The following is a 25,885-nucleotide window of genomic DNA, read 5'->3' as shown; positions in this document are numbered from 1 at the left end:
CTGCCGCGGGAGGTACCCATCCATTACTGACGGAGCGTCAGGTTTTTCCGATCACGTGCGTCAAACGTGCGTCACGAGCGTCAAATCTGCGTCAAGATATCGCCCACAACGCCTACAACGCCCATAACGCACACTGCCCTAACCTACAGGTCAGAGACCCTTTCCAACGGGCTCAAGGATCGCGACGCACTCGACATGATGGGTCATCGGGAAGAGGTCGAAAGCGCGCAGGGTGCGGACCTTGTAGCCCGCCTCCTGGAAGTAGGCCAGGTCTCGGGCCAGGGCGGCCGGGTCGCAGGCCACGTAGGCGATGCGGCGCGGGGTGAGGCCTGCGACCTGGCGGACCGTCTGCTTGCCCGCGCCCGCGCGGGGCGGGTCCAGGACGACCAGGTCGCACTCGGTGATGCCGGTCTTCGGGAGGATCTGCTCGACCTTGCCCTGCTCGATGCGGACGCGGGGGAAGTCCGTGAGGTTGTGCCGGGCGTCCTCGACCGCGCGCTTCGTGGACTCGATGCCCAGGACCGCGCCGGTGTCGCCGAGGCGTTCCGCGAGGGCGCCCGCGAAGATGCCGACGCCGCAGTAGAGGTCGAGGGCCATCTCGCCCTTGCGCGGCATCAGGCCCTGCATGACGGCCTTGATCAGGGTGTCCGCGGCCTGCGGGTGGACCTGCCAGAAGCCGCCCATGCCGACGCGGTACGTACGGCCGTCCGCACGCTCGCGCACGAAGGGGCGGCCGTGGACGCGGTGGACCCCGCCGTCCTTCTCCTCGACGCGCAGGACCGAGACCGGCTTGTCGAGCTCGACGAGGGGGAGGCGGCCGCCCGGGCGGGGGGTCAGGACGACCTGGCGGTCGCCCGAGCCCGTGGCGGCGATGGCCTCGACGGTGGCCATCTGGGGCCAGTCCTGCTGCTCGATGCCGAGCTCGGTGACGCCCGGGGCCGCGATCATGCAGTGCTCGACCGGCTGGATGTCGTGCGAGCGGTGCTTGCGCAGGCCCACGACGCCGTCCTCGTCGATCGCGTACTGCACGCGGGTGCGCCACTGCGGGACCTGCCCGGCGGGCACCTTGTCGCCCTCGGCCGGCATGACCGTACCGTCCCAGCCGGCCTGCTCCGGGGTGAGTCCGGCGAGCCGCAGCAGCTGCTCGGCGATGACCTCGCCCTTGAGCCGGCGCTGGGCGCCCGGCTTGGCGTGCTGCCAGTCGCAGCCACCGCACGCGCCGGGGCCGGCGTAGGGGCAAGGGGCCTCGACGCGGTCCTTGGAGGGGTCGAGGACGGTGATGGCGTCGGCGCGCAGGAAGCGGGAGTCGACGTCGCCCTCGGTCACGCGCGCGATGATCTTCTCGCCGGGCAGCGTGTGCCGGACGAACAGGACACGGCCCTCGGCGGTCCGGGCGATGCAGTGCCCGCCGTGCGCGACGGGGCCGACCTCGACCTCGTACTCCTCCCCGACCAGTGACTGCTTCTCGTTCTGCTCGCTCGTCATGGTGGGGAGACTCCAAGGAGATGTGGATCAGAAGATCAGAATCGAAAAGGAACGGCCGGACGACCGACCCACCAGTTTACGTGGATCTCGTCCGGCCGTTCGCCAACCCGATGAGCGGGCTGCGGGACCTACTTCCCCGCCGGGTCCTTCGGACGCGGACGCGGGGTGTCGACCGGCCCGCGGCGCACCGCGCCCGGGGCGTTCCACTCCGCACGCTTCTTGGCTCGCTTCTTCGCCAGCTCCGAGGACTCCAGCTGGTAGGGCACCGAGGTGACCATCACGCCGGGGGTGAAGAGCAGCCGGCCCTTGAGGCGCAGCGCGCTCTGGTTGTGCAGCAGGTGCTCGTACCAGCGTCCGACCACGTACTCGGGGATGTACACGCTGACCGCGTCGCGCGGGTTCTCGCTGCGCAGGCCCTTCACGTACTCGACGACCGGGCGGGTGATCTCGCGGTACGGGGAGTCCAGGATCTTGAGCGGGACGTTGATGCCGCGCCGCTCCCATTCCTCGCGCAGTGCCTTGGTCTCGGCCGGGTCGACGCTGATGCTGAGCGCTTCCAGCCGGTCCGAGCGGGTCAGCTTGGCGAAGGCCAGGGCGCGCAGGGTGGGCTTGTGGACCTTGGAGACCAGGACGATGGAGTGGACCCGCGAGGGGCGCACGCTGTCGTCGCTCGGGCCCTCGGCGGCGGCGATCTCCTCGGAGACCCGGTCGTAGTGCTTGCGGATCGCGGACATCGTTCCGTAGAAGATGACCATGCCCAGCAGGGCGACCCAGGCGCCGTGGGTGAACTTGGTGGCCAGGACGACCACCAGCACCATGCCGGTGAAGAAGGCGCCGAAGGTGTTGATCGCCCGGGACCGGTGCATCCGGCGGCGGGCGGCCGGGTCGCGCTCCGCGCGCAGGTGGCGGTTCCAGTGCCGGACCATGCCGATCTGGCTCAGCGTGAAGGAGACGAAGACGCCGACGATGTAGAGCTGGATCAGCTTCGTCGAGTCGGCGTCGTAGATCCACACGAGCAGCATCGCGGCGCCCGCGAGGAGCACGATGCCGTTGGAGAAGGCGAGGCGGTCGCCGCGGGTGTGGAGCTGGCGCGGCAGGTAGCGGTCCTGGGCGAGGATCGAGCCGAGCAGCGGGAAGCCGTTGTAGGCGGTGTTCGCGGCGAGGAAGAGGACCAGCGCGGTGGCCGCGGCGAGCACGATGAAGAGGAAGCTGCCGTTGCCGAAGACGGCCTCGGCGACCTGGGAGATGACCGGGTGCTGGACGTAGCCGGTACCGACCGGGACGCCGTTCTCCAGCAGGTCGGTGGCGGGCTTCTCCGCCATCTTGACGTTGGTGGCCATGGCCAGGGCGATGATCCCGCAGAACATGGTGACGGCCAGGCCGCCCATGAGGGCGAGGGTGGTGGCCGCGTTCTTGCTCTTGGGCTTGCGGAAGGCGGGTACGCCGTTGCTGATGGCCTCGACGCCCGTCAGCGCCGCACAGCCGGAGGAGAAGGCGCGCAGCAGCAGGAAGACCAGCGCGAAGCCGGCGAGTCCCTGGTGTTCGGGTTTGATCTCCAGGCCGGCCGTCGGGGCCTCCATGGTGTCGCCCATGACCAGGCCGCGCCAGGCGCCCCAGGCGATCATCACGAAGACGGCGCCGACGAACACGTAGGTCGGGATGGCGAAGAGGTTTCCGGATTCCTTCACACCGCGCAGATTCATCAGCGTGAGCAGCAGAATCATGATCATCGCGGAGAGCACTTTGTGCTCGATGACGAAATCGACGGCGGATCCGAGGTTCTCGACTCCGGAGGAGATCGACACGGCGACCGTGAGGACGTAGTCGACGAGGAGTGCGCTCGCGACGGTGAGACCGGCCCTGGGCCCGAGGTTGGTGTTGGCGACCTCGTAGTCACCGCCGCCGCTGGGGTAGGCGTGGACGTTCTGCCGGTAGGAAGCGACCACCGTGAACATCAGCACGACGACCGCGACGGCGATCCAGGGGCTGAAGTGGTACGCCGACACGCCCGCGATCGACAGGACCAGCAGGACCTCGCCGGGGGCATATGCCACCGAGGAGAGCGGGTCGGACGCGAACACGGGGAGGGCGATCCGCTTGGGAAGGAGGGTTTCCCCGAGGCGGTCGCTGCGTAGCGCCCGGCCGATCAGGATCCGTTTGGGCACGTCGGTCAGTTTGGACACGCAGAGGATCGTAAGCGTTCGAAATCAGCCTGACGAACCCCCCACCCCTATACGCCGGGAAGTCCCACCTCATCCAGGGCGAAGGAGCGCCGCATCCAGGGCAAAGGAGCCCCGCCTCCCGCGCAAATGGTCACAGTGGTGACCGCCCGTGTGTAGCTTGGGCCATGGTCTGAGACCCTGTTAAGCCAGAGCAGCAATGAGGCTGGAATCCAGCGAGCCGCTGACAGCCGGAAGGACGGCCGTGCACATCGTCATTATGGGCTGCGGAAGAGTGGGCTCCGCCCTCGCGCAGACCCTGGAACAGCAGGGGCATACGGTCGCGGTCATCGACCAGGACCCCACCGCATTCCGCCGGCTGGGAGCCGGATTCGGCGGCCGTCGCGTCACCGGAGTCGGCTTCGACCAGGACACCCTGCGCGAGGCCGGCATCGAGGAGGCGGGCGCCTTCGCCGCGGTGAGCAGTGGTGACAATTCCAACATCATCGCCGCCCGGGTGGCCCGTGAGATGTTCGGCGTCGAGAACGTCGCCGCCCGCATCTACGACCCCAAGCGCGCCGAGGTCTACCAGCGCCTGGGCATCCCCACCGTCGCCACCGTGCGCTGGACGGCCGACCAGATGCTCCGCCGGCTGCTGCCTTCGGGCGCCGAGCCGCTGTGGCGCGACCCGAGCGGCGGTGTCCAGCTCGCGGAGGTGCACACCTCCACCGCCTGGATCGGCCAGAAGGTCAGCCGGCTGCAGGAGGAGACCGGCGTCCGCGTCGCCTTCCTCACCCGGCTGGGCGAGGCCATGCTGCCGACATCGGCGACCGTCCTCCAGGAGGGCGACCTCGTCCACGTGATGATGCGCACGGACGAGATCGACAAGGTGGAGGCCGCCTTCGCCGAGGGGCCTGAGGAGGCACACGCATGAGGGTCGCGATCGCCGGAGCCGGTGCGGTGGGCCGTTCCATCGCGGGCGAGCTCCTGGAGAACGGCCACGAGGTGCTCCTCGTGGACAAGGCCCCGACCGCCATCTCGGTGGAGCGGGTACCGCAGGCCGAGTGGCTGCTGGCCGACGCCTGCGAGATCACCTCGCTCGACGAGGCGGCGCTCCAGCGCTGCAACGTGGTCATCGCCGCGACCGGTGACGACAAGGTCAACCTGGTCGTCTCCCTCCTCGCCAAGACCGAGTACGGGGTCCCCCGGGTCGTGGCGCGGGTGAACAACCCGAAGAACGAGTGGCTCTTCAACGAGTCCTGGGGCGTCGACGTGGCCGTTTCCACGCCGCGCCTGATGTCGGCGCTGGTCGAGGAAGCCGTCAGCGTCGGCGACCTGGTCCGGCTGCTGCGCTTCAGCCACGGCGACGCCAACCTCGTCGAGCTGACCCTGCCCGCCGACTCCCAGGTCGCGGGCAAGCAGATCAGCGAGATCACCTGGCCCGAGGACACCTCGCTGGTCACGATCATCCGGGGCAACCGGGTGCTCACGCCGCACGGCGAGGAGACCCTGGAGCCGGGCGACGAGCTCCTCTTCGTGGCCGCCCAGGCCCGCGAGGAGCAGCTGGAGGACCTCCTCCAGGCCGCGGACTGACCGCGGTCCCGCCGAACCGCCGAAGGGGCGGCTGACCATCACGGTCAGCCGCCCCTTCTCGCATCCCGCCTACGAGGCTGCGCGCCGGTCCGGGCCGGCCGCGCCCGGGCTTCCGGGGCTCCGCCCCGGGCCTCGCGCCTCAAACGCCGGCGGGGCTGAAACGGCCCCGCGCCCGCAGCGGCGTACCGCTCAGACCCCCCGGCCCTCCGCGGCCTTCGCGGCGGCCTTGGCCGCCTTCTCCGCGGCCTCCTCCGCCTCCCACTCCGCGATCACGTTGATCGGCGGCGGCGCCTGCGCCAGGAAGAGCCAGGTGAAGTACACCGCGAGCACCATCGGCGGCAGCTTCAGGGCGATCAGCACCCAGCCGAGCTGCGTCGCGTCGCCCCACCAGTACAGCGGGAAGAGGATCGCGTACTTCGCGAGGAAGATCAGGCCCCAGGCCAGGCTGGCCTTGACGTACGCCTTCTTGCGCCCGGGGTTGCGCGTGCGCCAGGACAGGTTCTCCTTGAAGACCGGTCCCAGGATCACGCCCAGCAGCGGGAAGCCCACCAGCGCGGAGAGCGTGAAGGCCACGCCCAGGCCGGCGCCGTAGATCATGCCGGGCAGGTAGAACCCCTTCGCACTGCCCGTGAACAGGGCGAAGGCCACACCCACGCCCACGCCGAAGACCCCGCTGAAGGCGTGCTTGACGGTGTCCTTGCGCAGCAGCCGCACGATCACCAGCAGGACCGCGACCGCGCCCGCCGCGATGGCGGACAGCTTCACGTCCTTGTTGATCGTGTAGATCATCACGAAGAGCAGGCCGGGGAGCATCGTCTCCACGGTGCCCCGGATGCCGCCGAAGGCGTCGAAGAGAGCCGCCTGCGTGACGGCCTTCTGGTCCGCCGTCGGTTCCGCGGCGGGGTCCGTACCGGGCGTGGTCGGTTTGTCGAGTGACGTCACCGTCAGTGCTCCTGTCCGAGCGGTCGGAGTTCGTACTTCGGGTTGAAGAGCACCCGACGGCCGTGGCTCATCGAGATCCGCCCGGAGGCGATCATGCGACGGCCGGGTTCGATTCCCACGATCGAGCGACGTCCGAGCCAGACGACGTCCAGCGCGGCCGAGCCGTCGAACAGCTCGGCCTCCAGGGCGGGGACGCCCGCGCGCGGCCGCAGGGTGACGGTCCGCAGGGTCCCGGTCACCTTCACTATCTGACGGTCGTGGCAGTCGCAGATCCGCGTGCACCCCGCGGCTTCTGCGTCCTCCTGCAGCTCCGCCGAATGCAGCTCCTCCTGCGAGGTGGACAGCCGCTCTATCATCCGGCGGAACCTGCCCGCAGGCCTGGCGGGCTTCGCCGGCTTCGCGGGCTTCTCGGGACGCGGTTCAGCACTCATACAGGAAGCGTACCGGCGCCCCCGCTACCTCTCGAAGCGGTATCCCATGCCCGGTTCGGTGATGAAGTGCCGCGGGTGCGAGGGGTCTGCCTCCAGTTTGCGCCGCAGCTGGGCCATGTAGACCCGCAGGTAGTTGGTCTCGGTCCCGTACGAGGGTCCCCAGACCTCCTGGAGGAGCTGCTTCTGGCTGACCAGTTTGCCGCCGTTGCGCACCAGCACCTCCAGCAGGTGCCACTCGGTGGGCGTCAGGCGTACGTCGCGGCCGCCGCGCGCCGCCTTCTTCGCCGCGAGGTCCACCGTGAAGGTGTCGGTCTCGACGATCACCTCGTCCTCGCCGGCCCCGGCGCCCGGTTCCGCCCGCCGGACGGCGGCGCGCAGCCTGGCGAGCAGCTCGTCCATGCCGAAGGGCTTGGTGACGTAGTCGTCGGCGCCCGCGTCCAGTGCCTCGACCTTCTCGTCGGAGCTGTGCCGCGCGGAGAGGACCAGGATCGGGACCCTGGTCCAGCCGCGCAGCCCCTTGATCACCTCGACCCCGTCCATATCGGGCAGCCCGAGGTCCAGGACGACCACGTCGGGGTGGCGGGCGGCCGCCAGTTCCAGGGCGCTCGCCCCGTCGGCGGCCGCGTCGACCTCGTACTTGCGCGCCTTCAAGTTGATCACGAGGGCTCGGACGATCTGGGGTTCGTCGTCCACCACGAGCACCCGGGTCATTGAGGTCCTGCCTTCTGTCGTATCGAATCGAGATCAAAATCCGCGGGGTCCTCGTCCAGGCGGTCCCCGGCCCCGTCCGGCGCGCTGTGCCCCTCGCCGTCCACGCTCACGTGGATCCGCTGCCGCCCGCCGGTCACCGCCCGCAGCGTGAGCACCATCGTGAGCCCGCCCCCGGGGGTGTCCTCGGCCTCCAGAGTGCCGTCCATGGCCTCGGCGAAGCCGCGCGCGACGGCCAGCCCGAGCCCGACCCCGGCGCCGCGCGGGGCGTCGCCGTGCCGCTGGAACGGGGCGAAGATCCGGTCCTTGGCCTCGTCGGGCACGCCCGGCCCGCGGTCCACGACCCGCACCTCGACCCGGTCGCCGAGGAAGCTGGCCGCCACCAGCACCTGCTCCCCGGGCGGGCTGTACTTCACCGCGTTCTCCACCACGTTGGCCACGGTCCGCTCCAGCAGTCCCGGATCCACCGCCACCATGGGCAGGGTCTCGGGGACGTCCAGCAGCACGCTGCCCTCGGGTACGCCGCCCAGCGCCATCGGGACCACCTCGTCGAGGTCGATCTCGCGGATCAGCGGGGTGACGGTACCGGTCTGGAGCCTCGACATGTCGAGCAGGTTGCCCACGAGGTGGTCGAGCCGGTCGGCGCCGTCCTCGATGCCCTCCAGGAGCTCGGCGCGGTCCTCCTCGGACCATTCCACGTCGTCGGAACGCAGGGAGCTCACGGAGGCCTTGATGGAGGCCAGCGGGGTACGGAGGTCATGGCTGACGGCGGCCAGCAGCGCGGTCCGGATCCGGTTGCCCTCCGCCATCCGGCGAGCCTCCTCCGCTTCCCCGACCAGCCGCTGCCGGTCGAGCACGACGGCGGCCTGTGCGGCGAAGGCGCCGAGGACGCGGCGGTCCTCGGCGGGCAGCACCCGCCCGGACAGGGCCAGCGCCATGTGGTCGCCGATGGGCATGTCCACGTCGGCGTCCTCGGGGCGGGCGACCGGGTTCGGGCCGACGCTGCCGGCCGGCCGCCAGGGCTCCACGTCGCTCTCGCGCTCCAGCAGGGCCACCGACTCCATGGCGAAGGTCTCGCGCACCCGCTCCAGCAGCGCGTCCAGGGTGGTCTCGCCGCGCAGCACGCTGCCGGCGAGGAAGGAGAGGATCTCGGACTCGGCGCGCAGCCGGGCTGCCTGGTGGGTGCGGCGGGCGGCGGCGTCGACGACGGAGGCCACGGAGCCCGCGACGCCGAAGAAGACCGCGATGGCGACGATGTTCTTGGGGTCCGAGATGGTGAAGCGGTGGAGGGGCGGGGCGAAGTAGTAGTTCAGCAGCAGGGAGCCGACGGCGGCGGAGGTCAGCGCCGGCCAGAGCCCGCCGAGCAGGGCCGCGGCCACGGTCAGGGCCAGGAACAGCAGCATCTCGTTGGCGAGGCCGGGGTCGCTGTCGACGTGCGTCAGCGCCGCCGCGAGCAGCAGCGGCAGGACCACCCCGGCCACCCAGCCGGCCACCAGCCGGGTCCGGCCGAGCCGGGCCGCCGAGCGGGCCACGGGCCGCAGGCCCCGGCCCTTGGCCACCTCCTCATGCGTGACGATGTGCACGTCGAGGTCGGGCCCCGAGTCGCGGGCGACGGTGGCGCCCACGCCGGGGCCGAAGACGTACCTCCAGGAGCGGTGGCGGCTGGAGCCGAGCACGATCTGGGTGGCGTTGACCCCGCGGGCGAATTCGAGCAGCGCCTCGGGCACGTTGTCGCCAATGACGTGGTGAAACGTTCCGCCGAGGTCTTCGACCAGCGTCCGCTGGACCGCGAGCTCCTTGGGCGAGGCCGCGGTCAGCCCGTCGCTGCGGGCGATGTAGACGGCCAGGATCTCGCTGCCGGACCCCTTGGCCGCCACCCTGGAGGCGCGCCGGATGAGGGTGCGTCCCTCGGGCCCCCCGGTGAGGCCCACGACGATCCGCTCGCGCGCTTGCCAGGTGGAGCGGATGTTGTGCTCGCCCCGGTACTGCTGGAGGTACTCGTCGGCCCGGTCGGCGACCCAGAGCAGCGCGAGCTCGCGCAGCGCGGTCAGGTTTCCGGGGCGGAAGTAGTTGGACAGGGCCGCATCGACCTTGTCCGACTTGTAGATGTTGCCGTGCGCCATCCGGCGGCGCAGGGCCTGCGGGGACATGTCGACCAGCTCGATCTGGTCGGCGCGGCGCACCACCTCGTCGGGGACGGTCTCCCGCTGCCGCACGCCGGTGATCGACTCCACCACGTCGCCCAGGGACTCGAGGTGCTGGATGTTGACGGTGGAGATCACGTCGATCCCGGCCCGCAGCAGCTCCTCCACGTCCTGCCAGCGCTTGGCGTTGCGCGAGCCCGGCACGTTGGTGTGCGCCAGTTCGTCCACCAGGGCTATGGCGGGCCTGCGGGCGAGCAGGGAGTCCACGTCCATCTCGGTGAAGGCGGCGCCCCGGTACACGAGCTCCTTGCGCTCCACCTGCTCCAGGCCGTGCAGCATGACCTCGGTGCGCGGCCGCCCGTGGTGCTCGACGAAGCCCACGACGCAGTCGGCTCCGCGCTCGACGCGGCGGTGGCCCTCCGAGAGCATGGCGTACGTCTTGCCCACTCCGGGGGCCGAGCCGAGATAGATCCTGAGCTTGCCGCGTCCCATGCGCCCATTCTCCGGGACGTCCACCCCGTTCACGCGCCGATGACCGGGCCGCGGGCTGATCCCTGACGGTTCCCTGACACCTGACACCTGACACCTGGCACCTGGCACCTGGCACCTGACACCGACGCCCCCGGGCGCGGGCAGGGCCGTACGGCCGCGGACACGGCTGTGGGCCGCACCCCCGGAGGGGTACGGCCCACGACAGCGATCGATCGAGCCGGGGTCAGCGGACCTCGGTGATCTCCGGACCGCGCTCCAGCTGGCCCATGCCACCGCCGAAGCGGGAGCCCTCCTGGTCACCGGCGTCGTCGGTCTGCACGCCGTCCGGCACCATCTGCGCGTCGTTCGGCAGCTTCAGGACGATCGGGTCGCGCGGGGCCATCGGGCCCTCGCCACGGACCACGACGGTGTCCAGGAAGATCCGCTCCAGCACCCCGGCCGACTCCGGACGCACCGCGCCCTGGCCGGAGATGACACCGCGCAGGAACCAGCGCGGGCCGTCCACACCGACGAAGCGGACCAGCTGGGCGCCGGTCTGCCCGTCCGGCAGCGGTACGGGGACCTGCGCGCGCAGCTCCCAGCCCAGCGGACCCTCGACCTCGTCGATGATGCCGCCCTGCTTGGTGATGCCCTCGGCGATCTCCTCGCGGACCTCGCCCCAGATGCCTTCCTTGCGGGGCGCGGCGAAGGCCTGCAGCTGCACGGCACTGTCACCGAGCACCACGGTCGCGGCGACGATCGCGTCCCCGGCGACCTCGACCCGCAGCTCCATGCCCTCGACACCCGGTACGAGGATGCCGCCGAGGTCGACCCGGCCTTCCTCGGGGTTGCCGGGGACCTCGGAGATGTCCCACGGGCCGTCGGGACGCGGGGCCGGCGGCAGGTTCACCCTGCGCGGCTGAACCGCGTCGTTCTCCGTGCCGTCCTGCTCATCGGCACCGACGCCGTCGACGACCTGCTCGGCCGCGCCGCCGTCCTTGACGGAGTCGTTCTTCTTGCGACGTCCGAACACGTCACTGTCCTTCCCGGTCGGATACGACCGAAGCGTAGCCATTCCCACCCTGCTGACCAGCGCCGGATCCGGCCACGGCCGCATGACCACCGGTGGAGCCGAAACCCCCCTCGGCCCGCGCCGAGTCGGGAAGCTGCGCCACCTCGCGGAAGCGCACCTGCTCGACTCGCTGGACAACCAGCTGGGCAATGCGGTCGAAACGCTCGAACCTGACGCTCTCGCGAGGGTCGAGGTTGACCACGATCACCTTGATCTCCCCACGGTACCCGGCATCCACCGTCCCGGGGGCATTCACGAGTGCGAGCCCGCAGCGGGCGGCCAGGCCCGAGCGCGGGTGCACGAAGGCGGCGTACCCCTCGGGCAGCGCGATGGAGATCCCGGTGGGCAGGACCGTCCGCTCCCCCGGCTCCAGCTCCGCGGCCACGGTGGTGACCAGATCGCAGCCGGCGTCGCCGGGGTGCCCGTAGGCCGGAATGGGCACCTCCGGGTCGACGCGCCGGATGGCCACGTCCACGCCGGTGTTGTTGTCAGACATCAGGGGTTCACCTCGAAGGCGCGTGCGCGCCTGACCTGGTCCGGGTCGGCCATCGCCGCCCGGATCTCCTCGGGCCGTCCGTTGTCGATGAAGTGGTCGACCTTCACTTCGATGAAGAGGGCGTCGGCGCGCAGTGCGACCGGCCCCTGCGGTCCGCCTATTCGGCCGACCGCGCTGGAGTAGATCTTCCGGCCGGCGACGGCGGTGACCTCGGCCTCCAGGTACAGCACCGTGTCCACGGGCACGGGCCGGACGAAGTCCGTCTCCAGCCGGCCGGTGACGGCGATGACGCGCAGCAGCCAGTTCAGGGAGCCCAGGGTCTCGTCGAGCGCGGTGGCGAGGACGCCGCCGTGTGCGAGGCCGGGCGCACCCTGATGGGCCGCCTTGACGGTGAACTCGGCGCTGACGCGCACGCCCTCCCCCGCGCGGGCCTCCAGATGGAGTCCGTGCGGCTGGCCGCCACCGCAGCCGAAGCAGTGCTCGTAGTGCGCGCCGAGCAGTTCGCCGGGGGCCGGGGCATCGGGGTGCCGCACCGGCGCCGTGGCATCGGCGGGGGGCGTCAACGCTGTGTTTCGTCCACTCACAGCCGCAGACCTTACCCGCGCGGCTACCCGCCGGTCGCCTCGTGGCAGGCTTGGCCGCATGCAGCCCTCCCCCGCGCACCACGACGAACGCCTGACAGCCCCCCGTTCCTGGTGGGCCGTGGTCGCCCTCACCGGCCTGGCCTGCGCCCTGATGCTGTTCCCGCTGGGCACTCTGCCCCTGCTGGCCGGGCTGGTCGGGGGCACCGCGCTGACGGGGCTGATGGTGAGTTCGTACGGTTCCCAGCGGGTGCGCGTGGTGGGCGGCGCGCTGGCCGCCGGGGAGGCCCGGATCCCGGTGGCCGCGCTCGGCGACCCGGAGGTGCTGGACGAGGAGGAGGCCCGCGCCTGGCGCACGTACAAGGCCGACACCCGTGCCTTCATGCTGATGCGCAGCTACGTGCCGACGGCGGTGCGCGTCGAGGTGACCGACCCGGCCGACCCGACCCCGTACGTCTACGTCTCCACCCGCGAGCCGCAGGCCCTGGTGGCTGCCATCCGCGCGGCGCAGGGCCGGGACTGACCCCGGCCGGGCTCAGTCCCGGGGGTCGACGGCTCTCGGGTCGACGGCTCCCGGGCCGATCGCCCGCGGGTCGGTGGTACTCGGGTCGATGGCACGCGGGTCGAACACCCGGCCTTCGACGGCCGCCCTGGCCGCCTCGGGAAGGGCCTCGGCGGGCCGCTCCAGGGGCGGGAGCTGCGGCAGCGCGTTCCAGTGCACGGCGCGGGCCCGCAGGTCCGCACGCACCTTCTCGGCGAGTTTGCGGGTGTCGCGGCGGTTCATGACCGCCCCGACCGCGGCGCCGACCATGAACGGCATCAAGTTGGGCAGGTTGCGGAACATCCGCTTCATGATCTGCTGGCGCAGTTCGCGCTTCATCTGACCGCCGAGGGCCGCGTTCAGCGTGGTCGGCTTGGTCAGGTCGACCCCGCGCTCCTCCGTCCACGACGTGAGGTAGGCGACGCTGCGCTCCTTGAGGCCGCCGGGCGGTCGCAGGCCGTAGACCTCGTGGAGCTCGGCGATGAGCTTCAGCTCGATCGCGGCGACCCCGGTGATCTCGGCGGCCAGCTCGGCGGGCATGGCGGGGGGCACGGGCAGCATGGCGGCCGCGCCGATCCCGGCGCCGACCGTGGAAGTGGCGTTGGCGGCGCCCGAGATCAGCTTGTCGGCAAGCTGATCGGGCCCGAGGCCCGGGAACTGCGCGCGCAGGGTCGCGAGGTCCCGAACCGGAACGCGCGGTGCGTTCTCGATGACTCGGTCGGTGAGGTAAAGGGCGGCGGCCCTGGCATTTTCGCCGCCCTTGCGCACACCGTTCTTGACGGCTTGCAGCCGACGGACCCCGGAGTGTTTCCGGGGCCCCTCGCCGGCCTCGGAGGCCGACGGCACCGCCTCGGCGGTGTCGGGGAGCACGGCGGGTACGCCGGGGGCTCCAGGGCCCGTTTCCAGGCCCTCGGTTCCCTCGCGCGTCTCCGCCGGATCACCAGCTTTTCGGAAGCGCCGCTTCCTAAAGGGTGTCGAGCCAGTCACGGCCGACGCCTCTCAGTCGCATTCGCGGCAGATCGGCTGACCGTTCTTCTCGCGTGCCAGCTGGCTGCGGTGGTGCACCAGGAAGCAGCTCGTGCAGGTGAACTCGTCGGCCTGCTTCGGCAGGACCCGTACGGCCAGTTCCTCGTTGGAGAGGTCTGCGCCGGGCAGGTCGAGGCCCTCCGCGTTGTCGATTTCGTCCAGGTCGACGTTCGAGGACGACTTCTCGTTGCGACGAGCCTTCAGCTCTTCGATGCTGTCGTTGTCTACGTCGTCGTCGGTCTTGCGCGGGGTGTCGTAGTCCGTTGCCATAGTTCGCTCTCCCCCTCTGGGATTTAGCGGGTGTCTCAGCGCACGTAACGCGCGAGAGGCCGGACTTGTGCCCGACCTGAGGCGGAGATTTTGCCTCACATCAAGGTCTGTTACTCAATCGACACCCAGCCGCACATTCAGAAGAGCGATTGGCTGGGATGACGACCGGGACCGTACACGGTCCGGGGGCCGTCTTGCACAAACGCCACCCCATGTATTTCCCGCCGCTAGGGGGGCCGGAAACCCGGACTTCCCGGGCTTTCCGGCTCCCCCAAGGTCACCGAACGCATACGACCGGACACTCGACACTGTGATCGATCGCACAGAAGTCACTGCCTTCATGACCCAAGCATTCAGCCAGCAGCGAACACGGGGTGGTCGCGCTCACAAGGGCAGAGTGACGCGCATCACGAGGCCACCGCCCTCGCGCGGCACCGCCTGGATCCTCCCGCCGTGTGCGCGCGCCACGGAGCGCGCGATCGAGAGGCCGAGCCCGACACCCTTGTCGCTGCCCGTGCGCTCCGTACGCAGCCGCCTGAAGGGCTCGAAGAGGTTGTCCACCTCGTACGCGGGAACCACGGGACCCGTGTTCGATACCAGCAGGACCGCCTGCCCGTGCACGGCCTCGGTGGTGACCTCCACCCAGCCGCCCTCGGGCACGTTGTAGCGAACGGCGTTCTGCACCAGGTTGAGCGCGATCCGCTCCAGCAGCACGCCGTTGCCCTGGACGACGGCCAGCGCGCGCTCTCCGCGGATCTCCACGCCCTTGGCCTGGGCCTCCCCGCGCGCCTGGTCGAGGGCGCGCGAGGCCACCTCCGCCAGGTCCACGGGCTTGCGCTCGATGATCTGGTTGTCGCTGCGGGCCAGGAGCAGCAGGCCCTCGACCAGTTGCTCGCTGCGTTCGTTGGTGGCGAGCAGGGTCTTGCCGAGCTGCTGGAGCTCCACCGGAGCCCCGGGGTCGGAGAGGTGCACCTCCAGCAGCGTCCGGTTGATGGCCAGCGGGGTCCGCAGCTCGTGCGAGGCGTTGGCCACGAACCGCTGCTGGGCCGTGAAGGCCCGCTCCAGCCGGTCGAGCATCTCGTCGAAGGTGTCGGCGAGCTCCTTGAGCTCGTCGTCGGGGCCGTCGAGCTCGATCCGCCGGGTGAGGTCGGAGCCGACCACCCGGCGGGCGGTCCGGGTGATCTTGCCGAGCGGCGAGAGCACCCGGCCGGCCATCGCGTAGCCGAAGGCGAAGGCGATGATGCTCAGGCCCATCAGCGCCATCAGCGAGCGGCTCAGCAGATCGTCCAGCGCGTGCCTGCGCTGTTCGAGGATGCAGGTGTTGATCGCGGCGTTGAACTGGTCGGGCATCTGGCCCGTCCCGCTCACGCCGGGACAGCTGCTCGTGACCTGGATCGGGCCGCCGCCCACGATCGTGAACGGCAGCGCGTTGCCCTGCCGCAGCGCCTGGGCCGCCAGCAGGTAGATGATCGACAGCAGCAGGATCCCGGCGATCAGGAACATCCCGCCGTACAGCAGCGTGAGACGTATCCGGATGGTCGGCCGCAGCCAAGGGAAGGGACCCTCGGGCTGGCCGGGGTCCCAGGTCGGTTTCGGTGGCGCCGCCGGTGGCGCCGGGGTCGCGGCCACCCGCGTCAGATCCGGTAGCCGGAACCGGGGACGGTCACGATGACCGGCGGTTCCCCCAGCTTTCGGCGCAGCGTCATCACCGTCACGCGCACCACGTTGGTGAAGGGATCCGTGTTCTCGTCCCACGCCTTCTCCAGGAGCTGCTCGGCGGACACGACCGTGCCCTCGCTGCGCATGAGGACCTCCAGCACCGCGAACTCCTTCGGCGCCAGCTGCACCTCCTTGCCCTCGCGGAACACCTCGCGCCGGTTCGGGTCGAGCTTGATGCCGGCACGCTCCAGCACGGGGGGCAGCGCGACCGTGGTCCGGCGGCCGAGGGCCCGTACGCGGGCGGTCAGCTCGGTGAACGCGAAGGGCTTGGGCAGGTAGTCGTCCGCCCCGATCTCCAGGCCCTCGACCCGGTCGCTCACGTCGCCGGAGGCCGTCAGCATGAGCACGCGGGTGGGCATGCCGAGCTCGACGATCTTCCGGCACACGTCGTCGCCGTGCACGAGCGGGAGGTCCCGGTCGAGCACGACCACGTCGTAGTCGTTCACTCCGACGCGCTCCAGGGCCGCGGCGCCGTCGTACACGACGTCCACGGCCATGGCCTCCCGGCGCAGTCCGGTGGCCACCGCATCGGCGAGCAGCTGCTCGTCCTCGACGACGAGTACGCGCACGTCGTTTCCTTCCTCAGAGCCCGTCAGGGCAGGGGTGTCATGTGGCCTCCATCCTGCCCCTTTCGCCGGTAAACCGGCTGTAAGACGCCGCTCGGCGGTGGCCGGGGGGCGACTCGGGGAGTGACTCCGGGGGCGGAGGTGAGGATTCCCTCGTCTTACGAGGTTTCTGGGGCCAAGGCGGCGGGGAGGACGACTTCACACCCCGAACACCTCCCTGACGGCGCACTGCCACGTGCCGCCGCCGACCCACGAAGAGGGGGCGAACCCATCATGGACGCATTCACCGCGGGTCTCCTGCAGCGCATCAGGAGCACACAGTCGGACCTCAGGCAGGCTCGCGAGACGGGCGACGACTTCCTCGTGGAAGTGGAACAGGCGGAGCTGGAAGACCTCCAGCGCATCGCCGCCGATCACGGCGTTCCGGTCACCGTCTCCGCCTGCTGATTCCAGCCGCCGTACCCACACCCCCGGACCCCGGAGGCCGCCACCCGGCCGCCGGGGTTCCTTCATGTCCTGTGACGTGCCCCGGAGCGCCCTGGAACCCGTCCCCGGGGGCCTCGGGCGCCCGCTCAGTCGTGCCAGGCCCCGGCTTCCTCCAGCAGCGGCCGGAGCGAGGCGAACACCGCGGGGGTCGCGGCCAGCGCCAGCTCGCCCGAGGCGGGCTCTCCGGGCCTGCCGCCCGTGACCGCGCCGGCCTCCCGCGCGATCAGCTCGCCCGCCGCCAGGTCCCAGGGGTTCAGCCCGCGCTCCCAGTACCCGTCCAGCCGTCCGGCGGCCACGTCGCACAGGTCGATCGCCGCCGAACCGCCGCGCCGGACGTCCCGGACCAGCGGGATGATCCGCTGCGCCACGTCGGCCTGGTGCGCCCGGCGGCTCTGGACGTACGCGAACCCGGTGCCGATCAGCGCCTGGTCCAGCGGGGCGGCCGGCCGGCAGACGAGGCGGACCCCGCCCAGCCAGGCCCCTCGGCCCAGCACCGCGTGGTACGTCTCCCCGCGCATCGGCGCCGCCACGACCCCGGCCACCGTCTCGCCGCGGTACTCGGCCGCGATGGACACGCCCCAGGTCGGCAGTCCGTAGAGGTAGTTCACCGTGCCGTCGAGCGGGTCGATGACCCACCGCACGCCGCTGGTGCCGACCGATTCGGAGCCCTCCTCGCCCAGCAGCCCGTCCTCGGGCCGCCGCTCCCCGAGGATGCCGGTGATCAGCTTCTCGGCCGCGATGTCCATCTCGGTCACCACGTCGATCGGGCTCGTCTTGGTCGAGGCGACCGCCAGATCGGCGGGCCGCCCGTCCCTCAGCAGCGCGCCCGCCCGGCCGGCCGCCTCCAGGGCCACGTCCAGCAGTTCGGTCTTCAGCTCTTCGGAGATCACGCCCGGCTCCCGTTCATCGACTTCTGCGGACTTCTCGTACGGACTTCGCTGCACACACCGGCGGCTACGCGTACGGGCTGTCCACGCCCGCGGCCGCCGGCCGGGGTCCGCGCGCCGGGCAGCAGCCCACCGCGCACAGGTCGTGGCTCGCGCCGAGCAGGCCGAGCGCGCAACGCTCCACGGCCTCCCCGCGTTCCGCCGCCGCCCGCTCCAGCACGAGGTCCCGTACCGCCGCCGCGAACCGGGGGTCGGCGCCGACCGTGGCCGAGCGGGCGACCGGCAGCCCCAGCTCGGCGGCCTTCGCCGTCGCCTCCGTGTCGAGGTCGTACAGCACCTCCATGTGGTCCGAGACGAAGCCGATCGGCACCATGACCACCGCCGGGGCGCCCGCCGTGTGCAGGGCCTCCAGGTGGTCGCAGATGTCCGGCTCCAGCCACGGGACGTGCGGGGCGCCGCTGCGCGACTGGTAGACCAGCTCCCAGGGCAGCTCGGTGCCGGTCTCCGCGCGGACGGCGTCGGCGATCAGCTTCGCCACGTCCAGGTGCTGCTTGACGTAGGCCCCGCCCTCACCGTCCGCCGTGTGCTCCCCGACCGGACCCGAGGTGTCCGCGGCCGCGTTCGGGATGGAGTGCGTGGTGAAGGCCAGGTGCGCCCCGGCGCGGACCTCCTCGGGCAGCGCGGCCAGCGAGGCCAGCACCCCGTCGATCATGGGCTGCACGAAGCCGGGGTGGTTGAAGTAGTGCCGCAGTTTGTCGACCTTCGGCAGGTCCGCCTCGGCCACGCCCTCCTCGACCAGCAGGGCGAGCGCGTCCGCGAGGTTCTCGCGGTACTGCCGGCAGCCCGAGTACGAGGCGTACGCGCTGGTCGCGAGCACGGCGATGCGGCGCCGCCCGTCGGCGGCCATCTCGCGCATCACGTCGTTCAGGTACGGGGCCCAGTTGCGATTGCCCCAGTAGACCGGCAGGTCCAGCCCGTGCCCGGCGAAGTCCTTGCGCAGCGCGTCCAGCAGCTCGCGGTTCTGGCCGTTGATCGGGCTGATGCCGCCGAAGCCGAAGTAGTGCTGCCCGACCTCCTTGAGCCGCTCGCGCGGGATGCCGCGCCCGCGCGTGACGTTCTCCAGGAACGGCACGACGTCGTCGGGCCCCTCGGGGCCGCCGAAGGACAGCAGCAGGAGGGCGTCGTAGGGGGCGGCGGGGCCTTCGGCCGGGCCGGGGGCGAAGGCACGGAGCTGGTCAGACATGCTTCGAATCCTGCCACCCGCCGCCGCCCCGCGGAAAACAGGCCCGGGGTACGGGACCGCCCGGCCCGGGGTACGGGCCCCTCCGGCCGCTGTCCGGTTCCTCCCCGCGCGGGCGGCTTGGGTGCGGCCGTAACCTGTATGGGCCAATGACGTCCCTTACGGAGGGCACCTTGCCCAGTCCCTACCGCGCGATCTTCGCCGCCCCCGGCAGCCGGGGCTTCAGCGCGGCCGGCCTCATAGGCCGGCTGCCGCTCTCCATGGTCGGCATCGGCATCCTGACGATGATCTCCGAGCTCACCGGCCGCTACTCGCTGGCCGGCGCCCTCACCGCCACCCTCGCGCTCTCCGCCGCCGCGCTGGGCCCGCAGGTCTCGCGCCTGGTCGACCAGTACGGCCAGCGCCGCGTCCTGCGCCCGGCGAGCCTGCTCGCGGTCCTCGCCGTCTCCGGGCTGCTGCTGTGCGCGGCCAACCACGCGCCCGACTGGACCCTGTTCGTCTTCGCCGCGCTCGCGGGCTGCGTACCCAGCGTGGGCGCGATGATCCGGGCCCGGTGGACGGCCATCTACCGGGACTCGCCGCGCGAACTGCACACGGCGTACTCCCTGGAGTCCGTCCTGGACGAGGTCTGCTTCATCTTCGGGCCGATCCTGGCCATCGGACTCTCCACCACCTGGTTCCCCGAGGCGGGCCCGCTGGTCGCCGCGGTCTGCCTGCTGGTGGGCGTGTGGTGGCTGACCGCGCAGCGCGCCACGGAGCCGGCCCCGCACCCGCGCGGCGAGGACGCCGACCGGACATCGGCACTGCGCTCCCCCGGACTCCAGGTGCTGGTCGCCACCTTCGTGGCCACGGGGGCCATCTTCGGCTCCATCGACGTGGTCACCCTGGCCTTCGCGGAGGAGCAGGGGCACAAGGCGTGGGCCAGCTTCATCCTCGCCGTCTGGGCGGTCGGTTCCTGCCTCGCCGGCATCGTCTTCGGCCTGCTGCACCTCAAGGGCAAGGCCGAACGCAGGTGGGTGCTGGGCATCTGTGCGATGGCCGTGAGTATGATCCCCCTCCTACTGGCCGGGAACCTTCCGTTTCTGGCCGTGGCGCTCTTCGTTTCGGGCCTCGCCATCGCTCCCACGATGATCACCACGATGGCCCTGATCGAGGCGCACGTACCACGCGCGAAGCTGACCGAGGGGATGACCTGGACGGGCACCGGGCTCGCGGTCGGGGTCGCGCTCGGGTCCTCCGTGGCCGGCTGGGTCATCGACGCCGCCGGCGCGAAGACCGGGTACGTCGTCTCCATCTCGGCGGGGGCCGCCGCGGCGGCGGTTGCGTTCGCGGGTTACCGCCGGCTGACGAGGCCGGCGCAAGGGGAGGAGCCTTCCAACGATGGCGACGACGGGGACAGCAGGCAGCAGCGGGACACGGACCGCCGCGTGGCATAACTGGGCGGGCAACGTCAGCGCCACGCCCGCGCGCGTGGTCACCCCGGCATCGGTCGGGGAGCTCCGGGAGGCGGTCCGCCGGGCCGCCGGGGACGGGCTGAAGGTGAAGGCGGTCGGCACCGGCCACTCCTTCACCGCGGCCGCCGCGACCGACGGCGTACTGGTCCGGCCGCAGGCGCTGGCCGGGATCCAGGTGATCGACCGGAACGCCGGGACGGTCACCGTGGCGGCGGGCACGGTCCTCAAGGACCTCAACCTGGCCCTCGCCAAGGAGGGCCTGTCGCTCACCAACATGGGCGACATCATGGAGCAGACGGTCTCGGGCGCCACCAGCACCGGCACCCACGGAACCGGCCGTGACTCGGCCTCCATCGCCGCCCAGATCCGCGGCCTGGAGCTGGTCACGGCCGACGGCGGGCTGCTGACGTGCTCCGAGAAGGAGAACCCCGAGGTCTTCGCGGCGGCCCGCCTCGGCATAGGAGCGCTCGGCGTCGTCACCGCGATCACCTTCGCCGTGGAGCCGCTCTTCTTCCTGACCGCCCGTGAGGAGCCGATGACCTTCGACCGGGTGACGGCCGAGTTCGACCAGCACCACGCGGAGAACGAGCACTTCGAGTTCTACTGGTTCCCGCACACCGGCAACTGCAACACCAAGCGCAACAACCGCAGCCAGGGCCCGGCCGCCCCGCCCGGAGCGGTCTCCGCCTGGGTCGAGGACGAGCTGCTGTCCAACGGCCTCTTCCAGGCCGTCAACTCCTTCGGCCGCGCCGTCCCGGCGGCCATCCCCTCCATCGCCCGGATCGCGAGCCGCGCCCTGTCGGCGCGCACCTACACGGACATCCCGTACAAGGTGTTCACCAGCCCGCGCCGGGTGCGGTTCGTGGAGATGGAGTACGCCCTTCCGCGCGAGCGCGTCGTCGAGGCGCTGCGGGAGCTGAAGGCCATGGTGGACCGCTCCGGCCTGCGGATCAGCTTCCCGGTGGAGGTGCGGACGGCCCCGGCGGACGACATCACCCTGTCGACCGCCTCGGACCGCGAGAGCGCGTACATCGCGGTGCACATGTACAAGGGCACCCCGTACCAGGCCTACTTCACGGCCGCCGAGCGGATCTTCACCGAGTACGGCGGGCGGCCGCACTGGGGCAAGGTGCACACGCGCGACGCGGAGTACTTCGCCCGGGTGTATCCGCGCTTCGGGGAGTTCACCGCGCTCCGGGACCGGCTGGACCCGAACCGGGTCTTCGGCAACGACTACCTGCGGCGCGTTCTGGGGGACTGAGCTCGGGGCCCGGGGCCGGGGCCGGTTCAGGGGGTCGGCGTGGAGCCGGAGCCCGAGCCGGTGCCGCCCGCACCGCCGCCCGGTGTCGGCTGACCGCCGTCCGGCGCCGGGGACTTCGAGGGCGTGGTGCTCGGCGAGGGGTCGGGCTTCGGCGGAGTCGGGCTCGGGCTCGGGTTGGAGGACGGACTGGAGGACGGATCCGGGGACGGCGAGGCGTCCGGGTCGGTCCGGGGGCTCGGACTCGACTCCGGGTCCGGGTCCGAGGCGCTCGGAGAGCTGCCGGTCCCCGGCGTCTTCCCGCCCCTGCCCTTCTCGCCGGTCCCGTCCCCGTCCGGGGCGGGCCTGGCGTTGCCCGCCTTCTGGGTACCGCCGGAGAAGACGGTCCCGCCGCCCTTGCTGACGGAGGTGTCGGCGATGGCCTCGTAGGTCCCGATGCCGCCCAGGGCGATGGCGAACGCCAGGCCGGAGGCGATCGCGGTGCGCTTCCAGCCCCGTACCCGGCTGCCGTGCACGGTGGCCGCGCCGAACTCCTCCGAGGTCTCCGGGGGCGGGACCTGGCGCAGCATCATCGTCCCGTCGGGCGCGCGCACCTCGTGAGGCGCCTCGTGGGGACCGTGCACGGGGACCTGACGGAGCTTCGGGCGGGCCGTCTCGCGGAGCTGGTCGCCGGTGCGGCGGAAGAAGTGCTGGATGACGGGGCCGCCCGCGGTGGCCACGACGCTCACGACGCCGGCGCCGAGGATGGTCCCGTAGACGCCCATCTGCGAGGCCAGCAGGGCCGCCGCGACCGTGGCGAGGGAGGAACCCGCGACCTGAGCCGCACTCAGATCGAGCTTCTTCTCCTCCTTCTCCCGCTCCGGTTCCACGTCCAGCACCGTCTTCTGACCCATCGCCATCCCCTGCGTGTCCTGCCCCTCGCGCTCCAACGCCTTCTCCTGTTACTGACACATCAGCGAAACGGATAGTTCCGTTTCCGGAGATTCTGTGAAGCAGGACACCCGAAATCGGGCGCACACGCAGGTCCGGCCGGATGCGGACCCGATCCGGGGCAGCCCAACTCCCGCCGTCCGAGACAAGTTCGGCGGCGCGGCGGTCCACCCAGGTGGCCCGAATGGAGTACTGTGGCGAGCCCTGGGGCCGTCCTTCCTTTCGGATGTCCGGACTCGGGAGAGGGGGCCGGTTGATGGAAAAACGGCACTCGAGACCGGTGATGCCGCGGTGTTGCACGGGATCCTGCTGCGCACAGTAATCGTTCGGTCACTGTGCGTGCCCAACAGGTAACCGTGCCATAACAGCGATCAAGGGCGCATGCCCGACACGCCGGTTTAACTCGGCAAGGTAGTGGCAGGCTGCACCCGGGCAGGCCACACTCGACTAGCGGAAGCAGCGACGCACGTGACGTCGGCAGGCACCACCCGGGAGGTCCCCATGCCCGAACTGCGTGTCGTGGCCGTCTCAAATGACGGCACACGACTGGTGCTCAAGGCTGCGGACAGCACGGAGTACACGCTTCCGATCGACGAGCGTCTCCGGGCTGCCGTGCGCAACGACCGTGCGCGCCTGAACCAGATCGAGATCGAGGTGGAGAGCCACCTCCGCCCCCGCGACATCCAGGCCCGCATACGGGCCGGTGCCTCCGCGGAGGAGGTCGCTCAGCTCGCCGGCATCCCCGTCGACCGCGTACGCCGCTTCGAGGGCCCCGTGCTCGCGGAGCGCGCGTTCATGGCGGAGCGGGCCCGCAAGACCCCCGTGCGCCGGCCCGGCGAGAACACCGGTCCCCAGCTCGGCGAGGCCGTGCAGGAAAGGCTCTCCCTGCGCGGGGCCGAGAAGGAATCCGTCCAGTGGGACTCCTGGCGCCGCGACGACGGCACCTGGGAGGTCCTGCTGGTCTACCGGGTCGCGGGCGAACCGCACTCGGCGAGCTGGACGTACGACCCGCCGCGCCGGCTGGTCGTGGCCGTGGACGACGAGGCCCGCTCGCTGATCGGCGAGTCGGACGACCTGCCGGCGACCCCGGAGCCGAGCTTCCCGTTCGTGCCGAGGATCGCGCGGCTGCCCCGGGACCGGCCGCTGGACCGGGCGCTCGACCGTCAGATGGAACGCCCCGCGCCGCCCCCTCCGCCGGAGCCGGAAGCCGAGGAGGAGCGGGACACGCTGACGGCCCTGCTGGAGGCGGTACCGAGCTTCCGCGGCGACCTGGTGGTTCCGGAGCCGGTCACGGAGCCGGAGGTGGAGGAGCCGCCCGCCGCCTCGGCGTCGGCCGGTGCGGGTTCCGCGTACGCGGACGTCCTGATGCCGCGCACCGTGGCGGGTCACCGGGACCGGCTGACGGGCACGACCGACCGGCAGGCCGAGGCCGACGGGGTCCGGCCGGGCCGCCGCGCGGCGGTGCCGAGCTGGGACGAGATCGTCTTCGGCACCCGCCGCAAGAAGCAGGAGTAACACGGAGCGGCACGACCGGGCCCCGGCGGCGCAGGCCGCCGCCGGGGCCCGGGGCTAGCCCGGCAGTTCGCCGACCGCCACCTCGCGCGCCGGGTCCGCGGACCATTCCGACCAGCTGCCCGCGTACAGCGCCGCCGGGATGCCCGCCGCCGCCAGGGCCAGGACCTCGTGGGCCCCCGAGACGCCCGAGCCGCAGTAGACCCCGACCGGGATGGCCGTGTCGGCGTGTACGCCCAGGCCCTCGAAGCGGGCCCGCAGGGCGTCGCGGTCCAGGAGCAGCCCGTCGGGTCCCGTGTTCTCCGTGGTCGGTGCCGACAGCGCCCCCGGGATGTGGCCCCCGACCGGGTCGATCGGTTCGACCTCGCCGCGGTACCGCTCGCCCGCCCGTGCGTCCAGCAGCACACCCGTCCGGGCCAGCGCCGCCGCCCCGTCCGCGTCCAGCAGCCCGATGGCACCCGGATTTGGCTTGAAATCACCCTCGCTCACAGGAGTGACTTCGGCCGACAGCGGACCGTCACCGGCCGTCCACGCGGCCAGGCCCCCGTCCAGGACCCGTACGCGCGGGTGACCCGTCCAGCGCAACAGCCACCACGCGCGCGCCGCCGCCCAGCCCTGGCCGCCGTCGTACACGACCACCGGCACGTCCGCGGAGACTCCGGCCCGCCTCATCACCGCCCCGAACTCCTCCGGATCGGGCAGCGGGTGCCGGCCGCCGGAGCCCGCCGGACCTGCCAGTTCCGCGTCGAGGTCGACGTAGACGGCGTTCGGGAGGTGTCCGGCCTCGTACGCGGGCCGCAGGTTCGGGCCTCCGAGCTGCCAGCGGACGTCGAGGAGCACCGGCGGCAGCGGGCCGGCCAGCTCCTCCTTCAGGTCGGCGGCGGAGACGAGCGGGGAGCGGGGCGGGTTCGCAGTCATGCGGGCCATTTTGCTCCCCGCCACACACCCCGCGTAACAAGCTGTACATCGACGGGCCGGGACGGGCCGCACTGATCCGGTCATCTCTCCCGGCTCCGCCGAAACCCGGCCGGTCGGGGCGCGCCGGGCCCCCCGGAGTGGAAGCATCAGCTCCGGGAAAGGTCACGAGCGTGACGACGGAGGAGACGGCTGACATGACCGAGGCATCGGAAGCAACGCGGCGCACGCCCGGCACGCCGTGCTGGGCGAGCCTGATGGTGCACGGCCTCGGGACCACCGAGGAGTTCTACGCCGACCTGTTCGGCTGGGAGTACGAGCCCGGCCCCGAGCAGCTCGGCCCGTACGTCCGGGCCATGCTCGGCGGGCGGGAAGTGGCCGGCATCGGCGAGATGCCGCCGGACCGGCAGCTCCCGGTGGCCTGGACCACGTACCTGGCCACGGACGATGCCGATGCCACGGCCGAGTCCGTCCGTTCCTGCGGCGGCACGGTCGCGGTGGGCCCGCTCGATGCCGGGATCGCGGGACGGGTGGCGATCTGCTCGGACCCGCTGGGCGCGATCTTCGGGCTCTGGCAGGCGGCGTCCCACCTCGGCACCCGGCTGGCCGGGGGGCCCGGCACCCCGGTGTGGCACGAGCTGGTCACGCAGGACACCTCGACGGTCGGGAAGTTCTACGAGCACGTCTTCGGCCACGAGGCCCTTGCGCATCCCGGCGCGGGCGATGCCGCCGACGAATTCGACTACCTCACCCTGTCCCTGCAGGGCCGGCCGGTGGCCGCCGTGCACGGGGTCGGCCGCTCGCTGCCCCACGCCCGGGGGCCGCACTGGATGACCTACTTCGAGGTGGAGGACACCGACGCGGCGGCCGCCCTGGTCCTGCGGCTCGGCGGCCGGATCGTCCAGCCGCCGCGCGAGGGTCTGAGCGGCCGGCTGGCCGTGGTCACGGACCCGGAGGGCGCGGTGTTCACGCTCGTGCGCGGCCGGGGCTGATCGGCTA

25 protein-coding genes are annotated in these 25,885 nt (G+C 71.7%); 8 read left to right on the top strand and 17 right to left on the bottom strand.

Features of this window, described 5'->3' with window-relative positions; translation table 11 throughout:
- Positions 1-150: 150 nt before the first annotated feature.
- Both ACFYM0_RS17355 and ACFYM0_RS17350 read right to left on the bottom strand, forming a co-directional pair.
- Positions 151-1,485, bottom strand: a complete 1,335-nt coding sequence (locus ACFYM0_RS17355) for a class I SAM-dependent RNA methyltransferase (RefSeq protein WP_388501954.1) — start codon at positions 1,483-1,485, stop codon at positions 151-153.
- 128 nt (positions 1,486-1,613) lie between these two features.
- Positions 1,614-3,668, bottom strand: coding sequence for an APC family permease (locus ACFYM0_RS17350; protein ID WP_388501952.1), 2,055 nt, complete (start codon positions 3,666-3,668; stop codon positions 1,614-1,616).
- A gap of 241 nt (positions 3,669-3,909) precedes the next feature.
- On the opposite strand from ACFYM0_RS17350, the gene ACFYM0_RS17345 reads away from it, so the two are divergent.
- Positions 3,910-4,578 (top strand): TrkA family potassium uptake protein, encoded by a 669-nt coding sequence (locus ACFYM0_RS17345; protein WP_327255350.1) that lies wholly within the window; start codon positions 3,910-3,912, stop codon positions 4,576-4,578.
- Entirely contained in the window at positions 4,575-5,237 is a 663-nt protein-coding gene (locus ACFYM0_RS17340; RefSeq protein WP_214953432.1) for a TrkA family potassium uptake protein, read from the top strand. Before ACFYM0_RS17345 ends, ACFYM0_RS17340 begins: the two co-directional genes overlap by 4 nt.
- A gap of 189 nt (positions 5,238-5,426) precedes the next feature.
- Here the strand turns inward: ACFYM0_RS17340 and ACFYM0_RS17335 are convergent, their stop codons facing one another.
- From ACFYM0_RS17335 to ACFYM0_RS17305, 7 genes are all read right to left on the bottom strand, one after another.
- Entirely contained in the window at positions 5,427-6,179 is a 753-nt protein-coding gene (locus ACFYM0_RS17335) for a DUF3159 domain-containing protein (protein WP_327255349.1), read from the bottom strand.
- Between the two features lie 2 nt (positions 6,180-6,181).
- A complete protein-coding gene (locus ACFYM0_RS17330) occupies positions 6,182-6,610 on the bottom strand; it encodes an OB-fold nucleic acid binding domain-containing protein (protein WP_112451269.1) in 429 nt (142 codons plus the stop codon).
- 24 nt (positions 6,611-6,634) lie between these two features.
- Positions 6,635-7,321, bottom strand: a complete 687-nt coding sequence (locus tag ACFYM0_RS17325; RefSeq protein ID WP_388501948.1) for a response regulator — start codon at positions 7,319-7,321, stop codon at positions 6,635-6,637.
- The gene (locus tag ACFYM0_RS17320) at positions 7,318-9,954 is read right to left on the bottom strand and encodes an ATP-binding protein (protein WP_388501945.1); all 2,637 of its coding nucleotides are present in this window, start codon (positions 9,952-9,954) and stop codon (positions 7,318-7,320) included. The genes ACFYM0_RS17325 and ACFYM0_RS17320 overlap by 4 nt, the downstream gene beginning before the upstream one ends.
- Before the next feature lie 223 nt (positions 9,955-10,177).
- Positions 10,178-10,966: a DUF3710 domain-containing protein gene (locus ACFYM0_RS17315; RefSeq protein ID WP_327255346.1), complete on the bottom strand. Its 789-nt coding sequence runs from the start codon at positions 10,964-10,966 to the stop codon at positions 10,178-10,180.
- Position 10,967: 1 nt separating this feature from the next.
- Positions 10,968-11,501 (bottom strand): dUTP diphosphatase, encoded by a 534-nt coding sequence (dut, locus tag ACFYM0_RS17310; RefSeq protein WP_327255345.1) that lies wholly within the window; start codon positions 11,499-11,501, stop codon positions 10,968-10,970.
- Complete coding sequence (locus ACFYM0_RS17305; RefSeq protein WP_327255344.1) at positions 11,501-12,085, bottom strand: PaaI family thioesterase; 585 nt, start codon at positions 12,083-12,085, stop codon at positions 11,501-11,503. The genes dut and ACFYM0_RS17305 overlap by 1 nt, the downstream gene beginning before the upstream one ends.
- Positions 12,086-12,143: 58 nt before the next feature.
- Between ACFYM0_RS17305 and ACFYM0_RS17300 the strand changes: the two genes are divergently transcribed.
- Entirely contained in the window at positions 12,144-12,605 is a 462-nt protein-coding gene (locus tag ACFYM0_RS17300; RefSeq protein WP_388501942.1) for a DUF3093 domain-containing protein, read from the top strand.
- A 12-nt stretch (positions 12,606-12,617) separates the two neighbouring features.
- Here the strand turns inward: ACFYM0_RS17300 and ACFYM0_RS17295 are convergent, their stop codons facing one another.
- The 4 genes from ACFYM0_RS17295 to ACFYM0_RS17280 form a co-directional block, all read right to left on the bottom strand.
- Positions 12,618-13,610 (bottom strand): hypothetical protein, encoded by a 993-nt coding sequence (locus ACFYM0_RS17295; RefSeq protein ID WP_388501939.1) that lies wholly within the window; start codon positions 13,608-13,610, stop codon positions 12,618-12,620.
- 12 nt (positions 13,611-13,622) lie between these two features.
- The gene (locus ACFYM0_RS17290; protein WP_112451146.1) at positions 13,623-13,919 is read right to left on the bottom strand and encodes a DUF4193 domain-containing protein; all 297 of its coding nucleotides are present in this window, start codon (positions 13,917-13,919) and stop codon (positions 13,623-13,625) included.
- A gap of 384 nt (positions 13,920-14,303) precedes the next feature.
- Positions 14,304-15,548: a HAMP domain-containing sensor histidine kinase gene (locus tag ACFYM0_RS17285; protein ID WP_243331627.1), complete on the bottom strand. Its 1,245-nt coding sequence runs from the start codon at positions 15,546-15,548 to the stop codon at positions 14,304-14,306.
- A gap of 5 nt (positions 15,549-15,553) precedes the next feature.
- Positions 15,554-16,207 (bottom strand): response regulator transcription factor, encoded by a 654-nt coding sequence (locus ACFYM0_RS17280; RefSeq protein ID WP_112451148.1) that lies wholly within the window; start codon positions 16,205-16,207, stop codon positions 15,554-15,556.
- Positions 16,208-16,477: 270 nt separating this feature from the next.
- On the opposite strand from ACFYM0_RS17280, the gene ACFYM0_RS17275 reads away from it, so the two are divergent.
- Positions 16,478-16,651, top strand: a complete 174-nt coding sequence (locus ACFYM0_RS17275; RefSeq protein WP_204357838.1) for a hypothetical protein — start codon at positions 16,478-16,480, stop codon at positions 16,649-16,651.
- A gap of 125 nt (positions 16,652-16,776) precedes the next feature.
- Here the strand turns inward: ACFYM0_RS17275 and ACFYM0_RS17270 are convergent, their stop codons facing one another.
- The gene (locus ACFYM0_RS17270) at positions 16,777-17,580 is read right to left on the bottom strand and encodes an inositol monophosphatase family protein (RefSeq protein WP_388501936.1); all 804 of its coding nucleotides are present in this window, start codon (positions 17,578-17,580) and stop codon (positions 16,777-16,779) included.
- Positions 17,581-17,644: 64 nt separating this feature from the next.
- Positions 17,645-18,820: a ferrochelatase gene (locus tag ACFYM0_RS17265; RefSeq protein ID WP_388501933.1), complete on the bottom strand. Its 1,176-nt coding sequence runs from the start codon at positions 18,818-18,820 to the stop codon at positions 17,645-17,647.
- Between the two features lie 170 nt (positions 18,821-18,990).
- Between ACFYM0_RS17265 and ACFYM0_RS17260 the strand changes: the two genes are divergently transcribed.
- Both ACFYM0_RS17260 and ACFYM0_RS17255 read left to right on the top strand, forming a co-directional pair.
- Positions 18,991-20,253, top strand: coding sequence for an MFS transporter (locus ACFYM0_RS17260; protein ID WP_388501930.1), 1,263 nt, complete (start codon positions 18,991-18,993; stop codon positions 20,251-20,253).
- On the top strand, positions 20,198-21,532 hold the full coding sequence (locus ACFYM0_RS17255) for a D-arabinono-1,4-lactone oxidase (protein ID WP_388501928.1): 1,335 nt from the start codon (positions 20,198-20,200) through the stop codon (positions 21,530-21,532). The genes ACFYM0_RS17260 and ACFYM0_RS17255 overlap by 56 nt, the downstream gene beginning before the upstream one ends.
- A 26-nt stretch (positions 21,533-21,558) precedes the next feature.
- Here the strand turns inward: ACFYM0_RS17255 and ACFYM0_RS17250 are convergent, their stop codons facing one another.
- On the bottom strand, positions 21,559-22,422 hold the full coding sequence (locus tag ACFYM0_RS17250) for a hypothetical protein (protein WP_388501925.1): 864 nt from the start codon (positions 22,420-22,422) through the stop codon (positions 21,559-21,561).
- A gap of 538 nt (positions 22,423-22,960) precedes the next feature.
- Here ACFYM0_RS17250 and sepH point away from each other — a divergent pair.
- A complete protein-coding gene (gene sepH / locus ACFYM0_RS17245; RefSeq protein WP_388501924.1) occupies positions 22,961-23,974 on the top strand; it encodes a septation protein SepH in 1,014 nt (337 codons plus the stop codon).
- A gap of 54 nt (positions 23,975-24,028) precedes the next feature.
- Here sepH and ACFYM0_RS17240 read toward each other — a convergent pair whose 3' ends face one another.
- Positions 24,029-24,889 carry a sulfurtransferase gene (locus tag ACFYM0_RS17240; RefSeq protein WP_388501921.1) on the bottom strand — a complete coding sequence of 287 codons (861 nt, stop codon included), beginning with the start codon at positions 24,887-24,889 and terminating at the stop codon, positions 24,029-24,031.
- A 194-nt stretch (positions 24,890-25,083) separates the two neighbouring features.
- On the opposite strand from ACFYM0_RS17240, the gene ACFYM0_RS17235 reads away from it, so the two are divergent.
- Positions 25,084-25,878, top strand: coding sequence for a VOC family protein (locus tag ACFYM0_RS17235; protein WP_388501919.1), 795 nt, complete (start codon positions 25,084-25,086; stop codon positions 25,876-25,878).
- Positions 25,879-25,885: the final 7 nt, after the last annotated feature.

Origin of the sequence: Streptomyces sp. NPDC006487, assembly GCF_042870555.1 — a bacterium.
Classification (GTDB): domain Bacteria; phylum Actinomycetota; class Actinomycetes; order Streptomycetales; family Streptomycetaceae; genus Streptomyces.
This window is presented reverse-complemented; position numbering and strand designations above follow the sequence as displayed.

Coding starts and splice junctions, on each gene's coding strand:
- ACFYM0_RS17355 (WP_388501954.1), bottom strand. CDS start 1,485: ATGACGAGCGAGCAGAACGAGAAGCAGTCACTGGTCGGGGAGGAGTAC.
- ACFYM0_RS17340 (WP_214953432.1), top strand. CDS start 4,575: ATGAGGGTCGCGATCGCCGGAGCCGGTGCGGTGGGCCGTTCCATCGCG.
- ACFYM0_RS17330 (WP_112451269.1), bottom strand. CDS start 6,610: ATGAGTGCTGAACCGCGTCCCGAGAAGCCCGCGAAGCCGGCGAAGCCC.
- ACFYM0_RS17325 (WP_388501948.1), bottom strand. CDS start 7,321: ATGACCCGGGTGCTCGTGGTGGACGACGAACCCCAGATCGTCCGAGCC.
- ACFYM0_RS17320 (WP_388501945.1), bottom strand. CDS start 9,954: ATGGGACGCGGCAAGCTCAGGATCTATCTCGGCTCGGCCCCCGGAGTG.
- dut (WP_327255345.1), bottom strand. CDS start 11,501: ATGTCTGACAACAACACCGGCGTGGACGTGGCCATCCGGCGCGTCGAC.
- ACFYM0_RS17300 (WP_388501942.1), top strand. CDS start 12,144: ATGCAGCCCTCCCCCGCGCACCACGACGAACGCCTGACAGCCCCCCGT.
- ACFYM0_RS17290 (WP_112451146.1), bottom strand. CDS start 13,919: ATGGCAACGGACTACGACACCCCGCGCAAGACCGACGACGACGTAGAC.
- ACFYM0_RS17275 (WP_204357838.1), top strand. CDS start 16,478: ATGGACGCATTCACCGCGGGTCTCCTGCAGCGCATCAGGAGCACACAG.
- ACFYM0_RS17265 (WP_388501933.1), bottom strand. CDS start 18,820: ATGTCTGACCAGCTCCGTGCCTTCGCCCCCGGCCCGGCCGAAGGCCCC.
- ACFYM0_RS17255 (WP_388501928.1), top strand. CDS start 20,198: ATGGCGACGACGGGGACAGCAGGCAGCAGCGGGACACGGACCGCCGCG.
- ACFYM0_RS17250 (WP_388501925.1), bottom strand. CDS start 22,422: ATGGGTCAGAAGACGGTGCTGGACGTGGAACCGGAGCGGGAGAAGGAG.
- sepH (WP_388501924.1), top strand. CDS start 22,961: ATGCCCGAACTGCGTGTCGTGGCCGTCTCAAATGACGGCACACGACTG.
- ACFYM0_RS17240 (WP_388501921.1), bottom strand. CDS start 24,889: ATGACTGCGAACCCGCCCCGCTCCCCGCTCGTCTCCGCCGCCGACCTG.
- ACFYM0_RS17235 (WP_388501919.1), top strand. CDS start 25,084: ATGACCGAGGCATCGGAAGCAACGCGGCGCACGCCCGGCACGCCGTGC.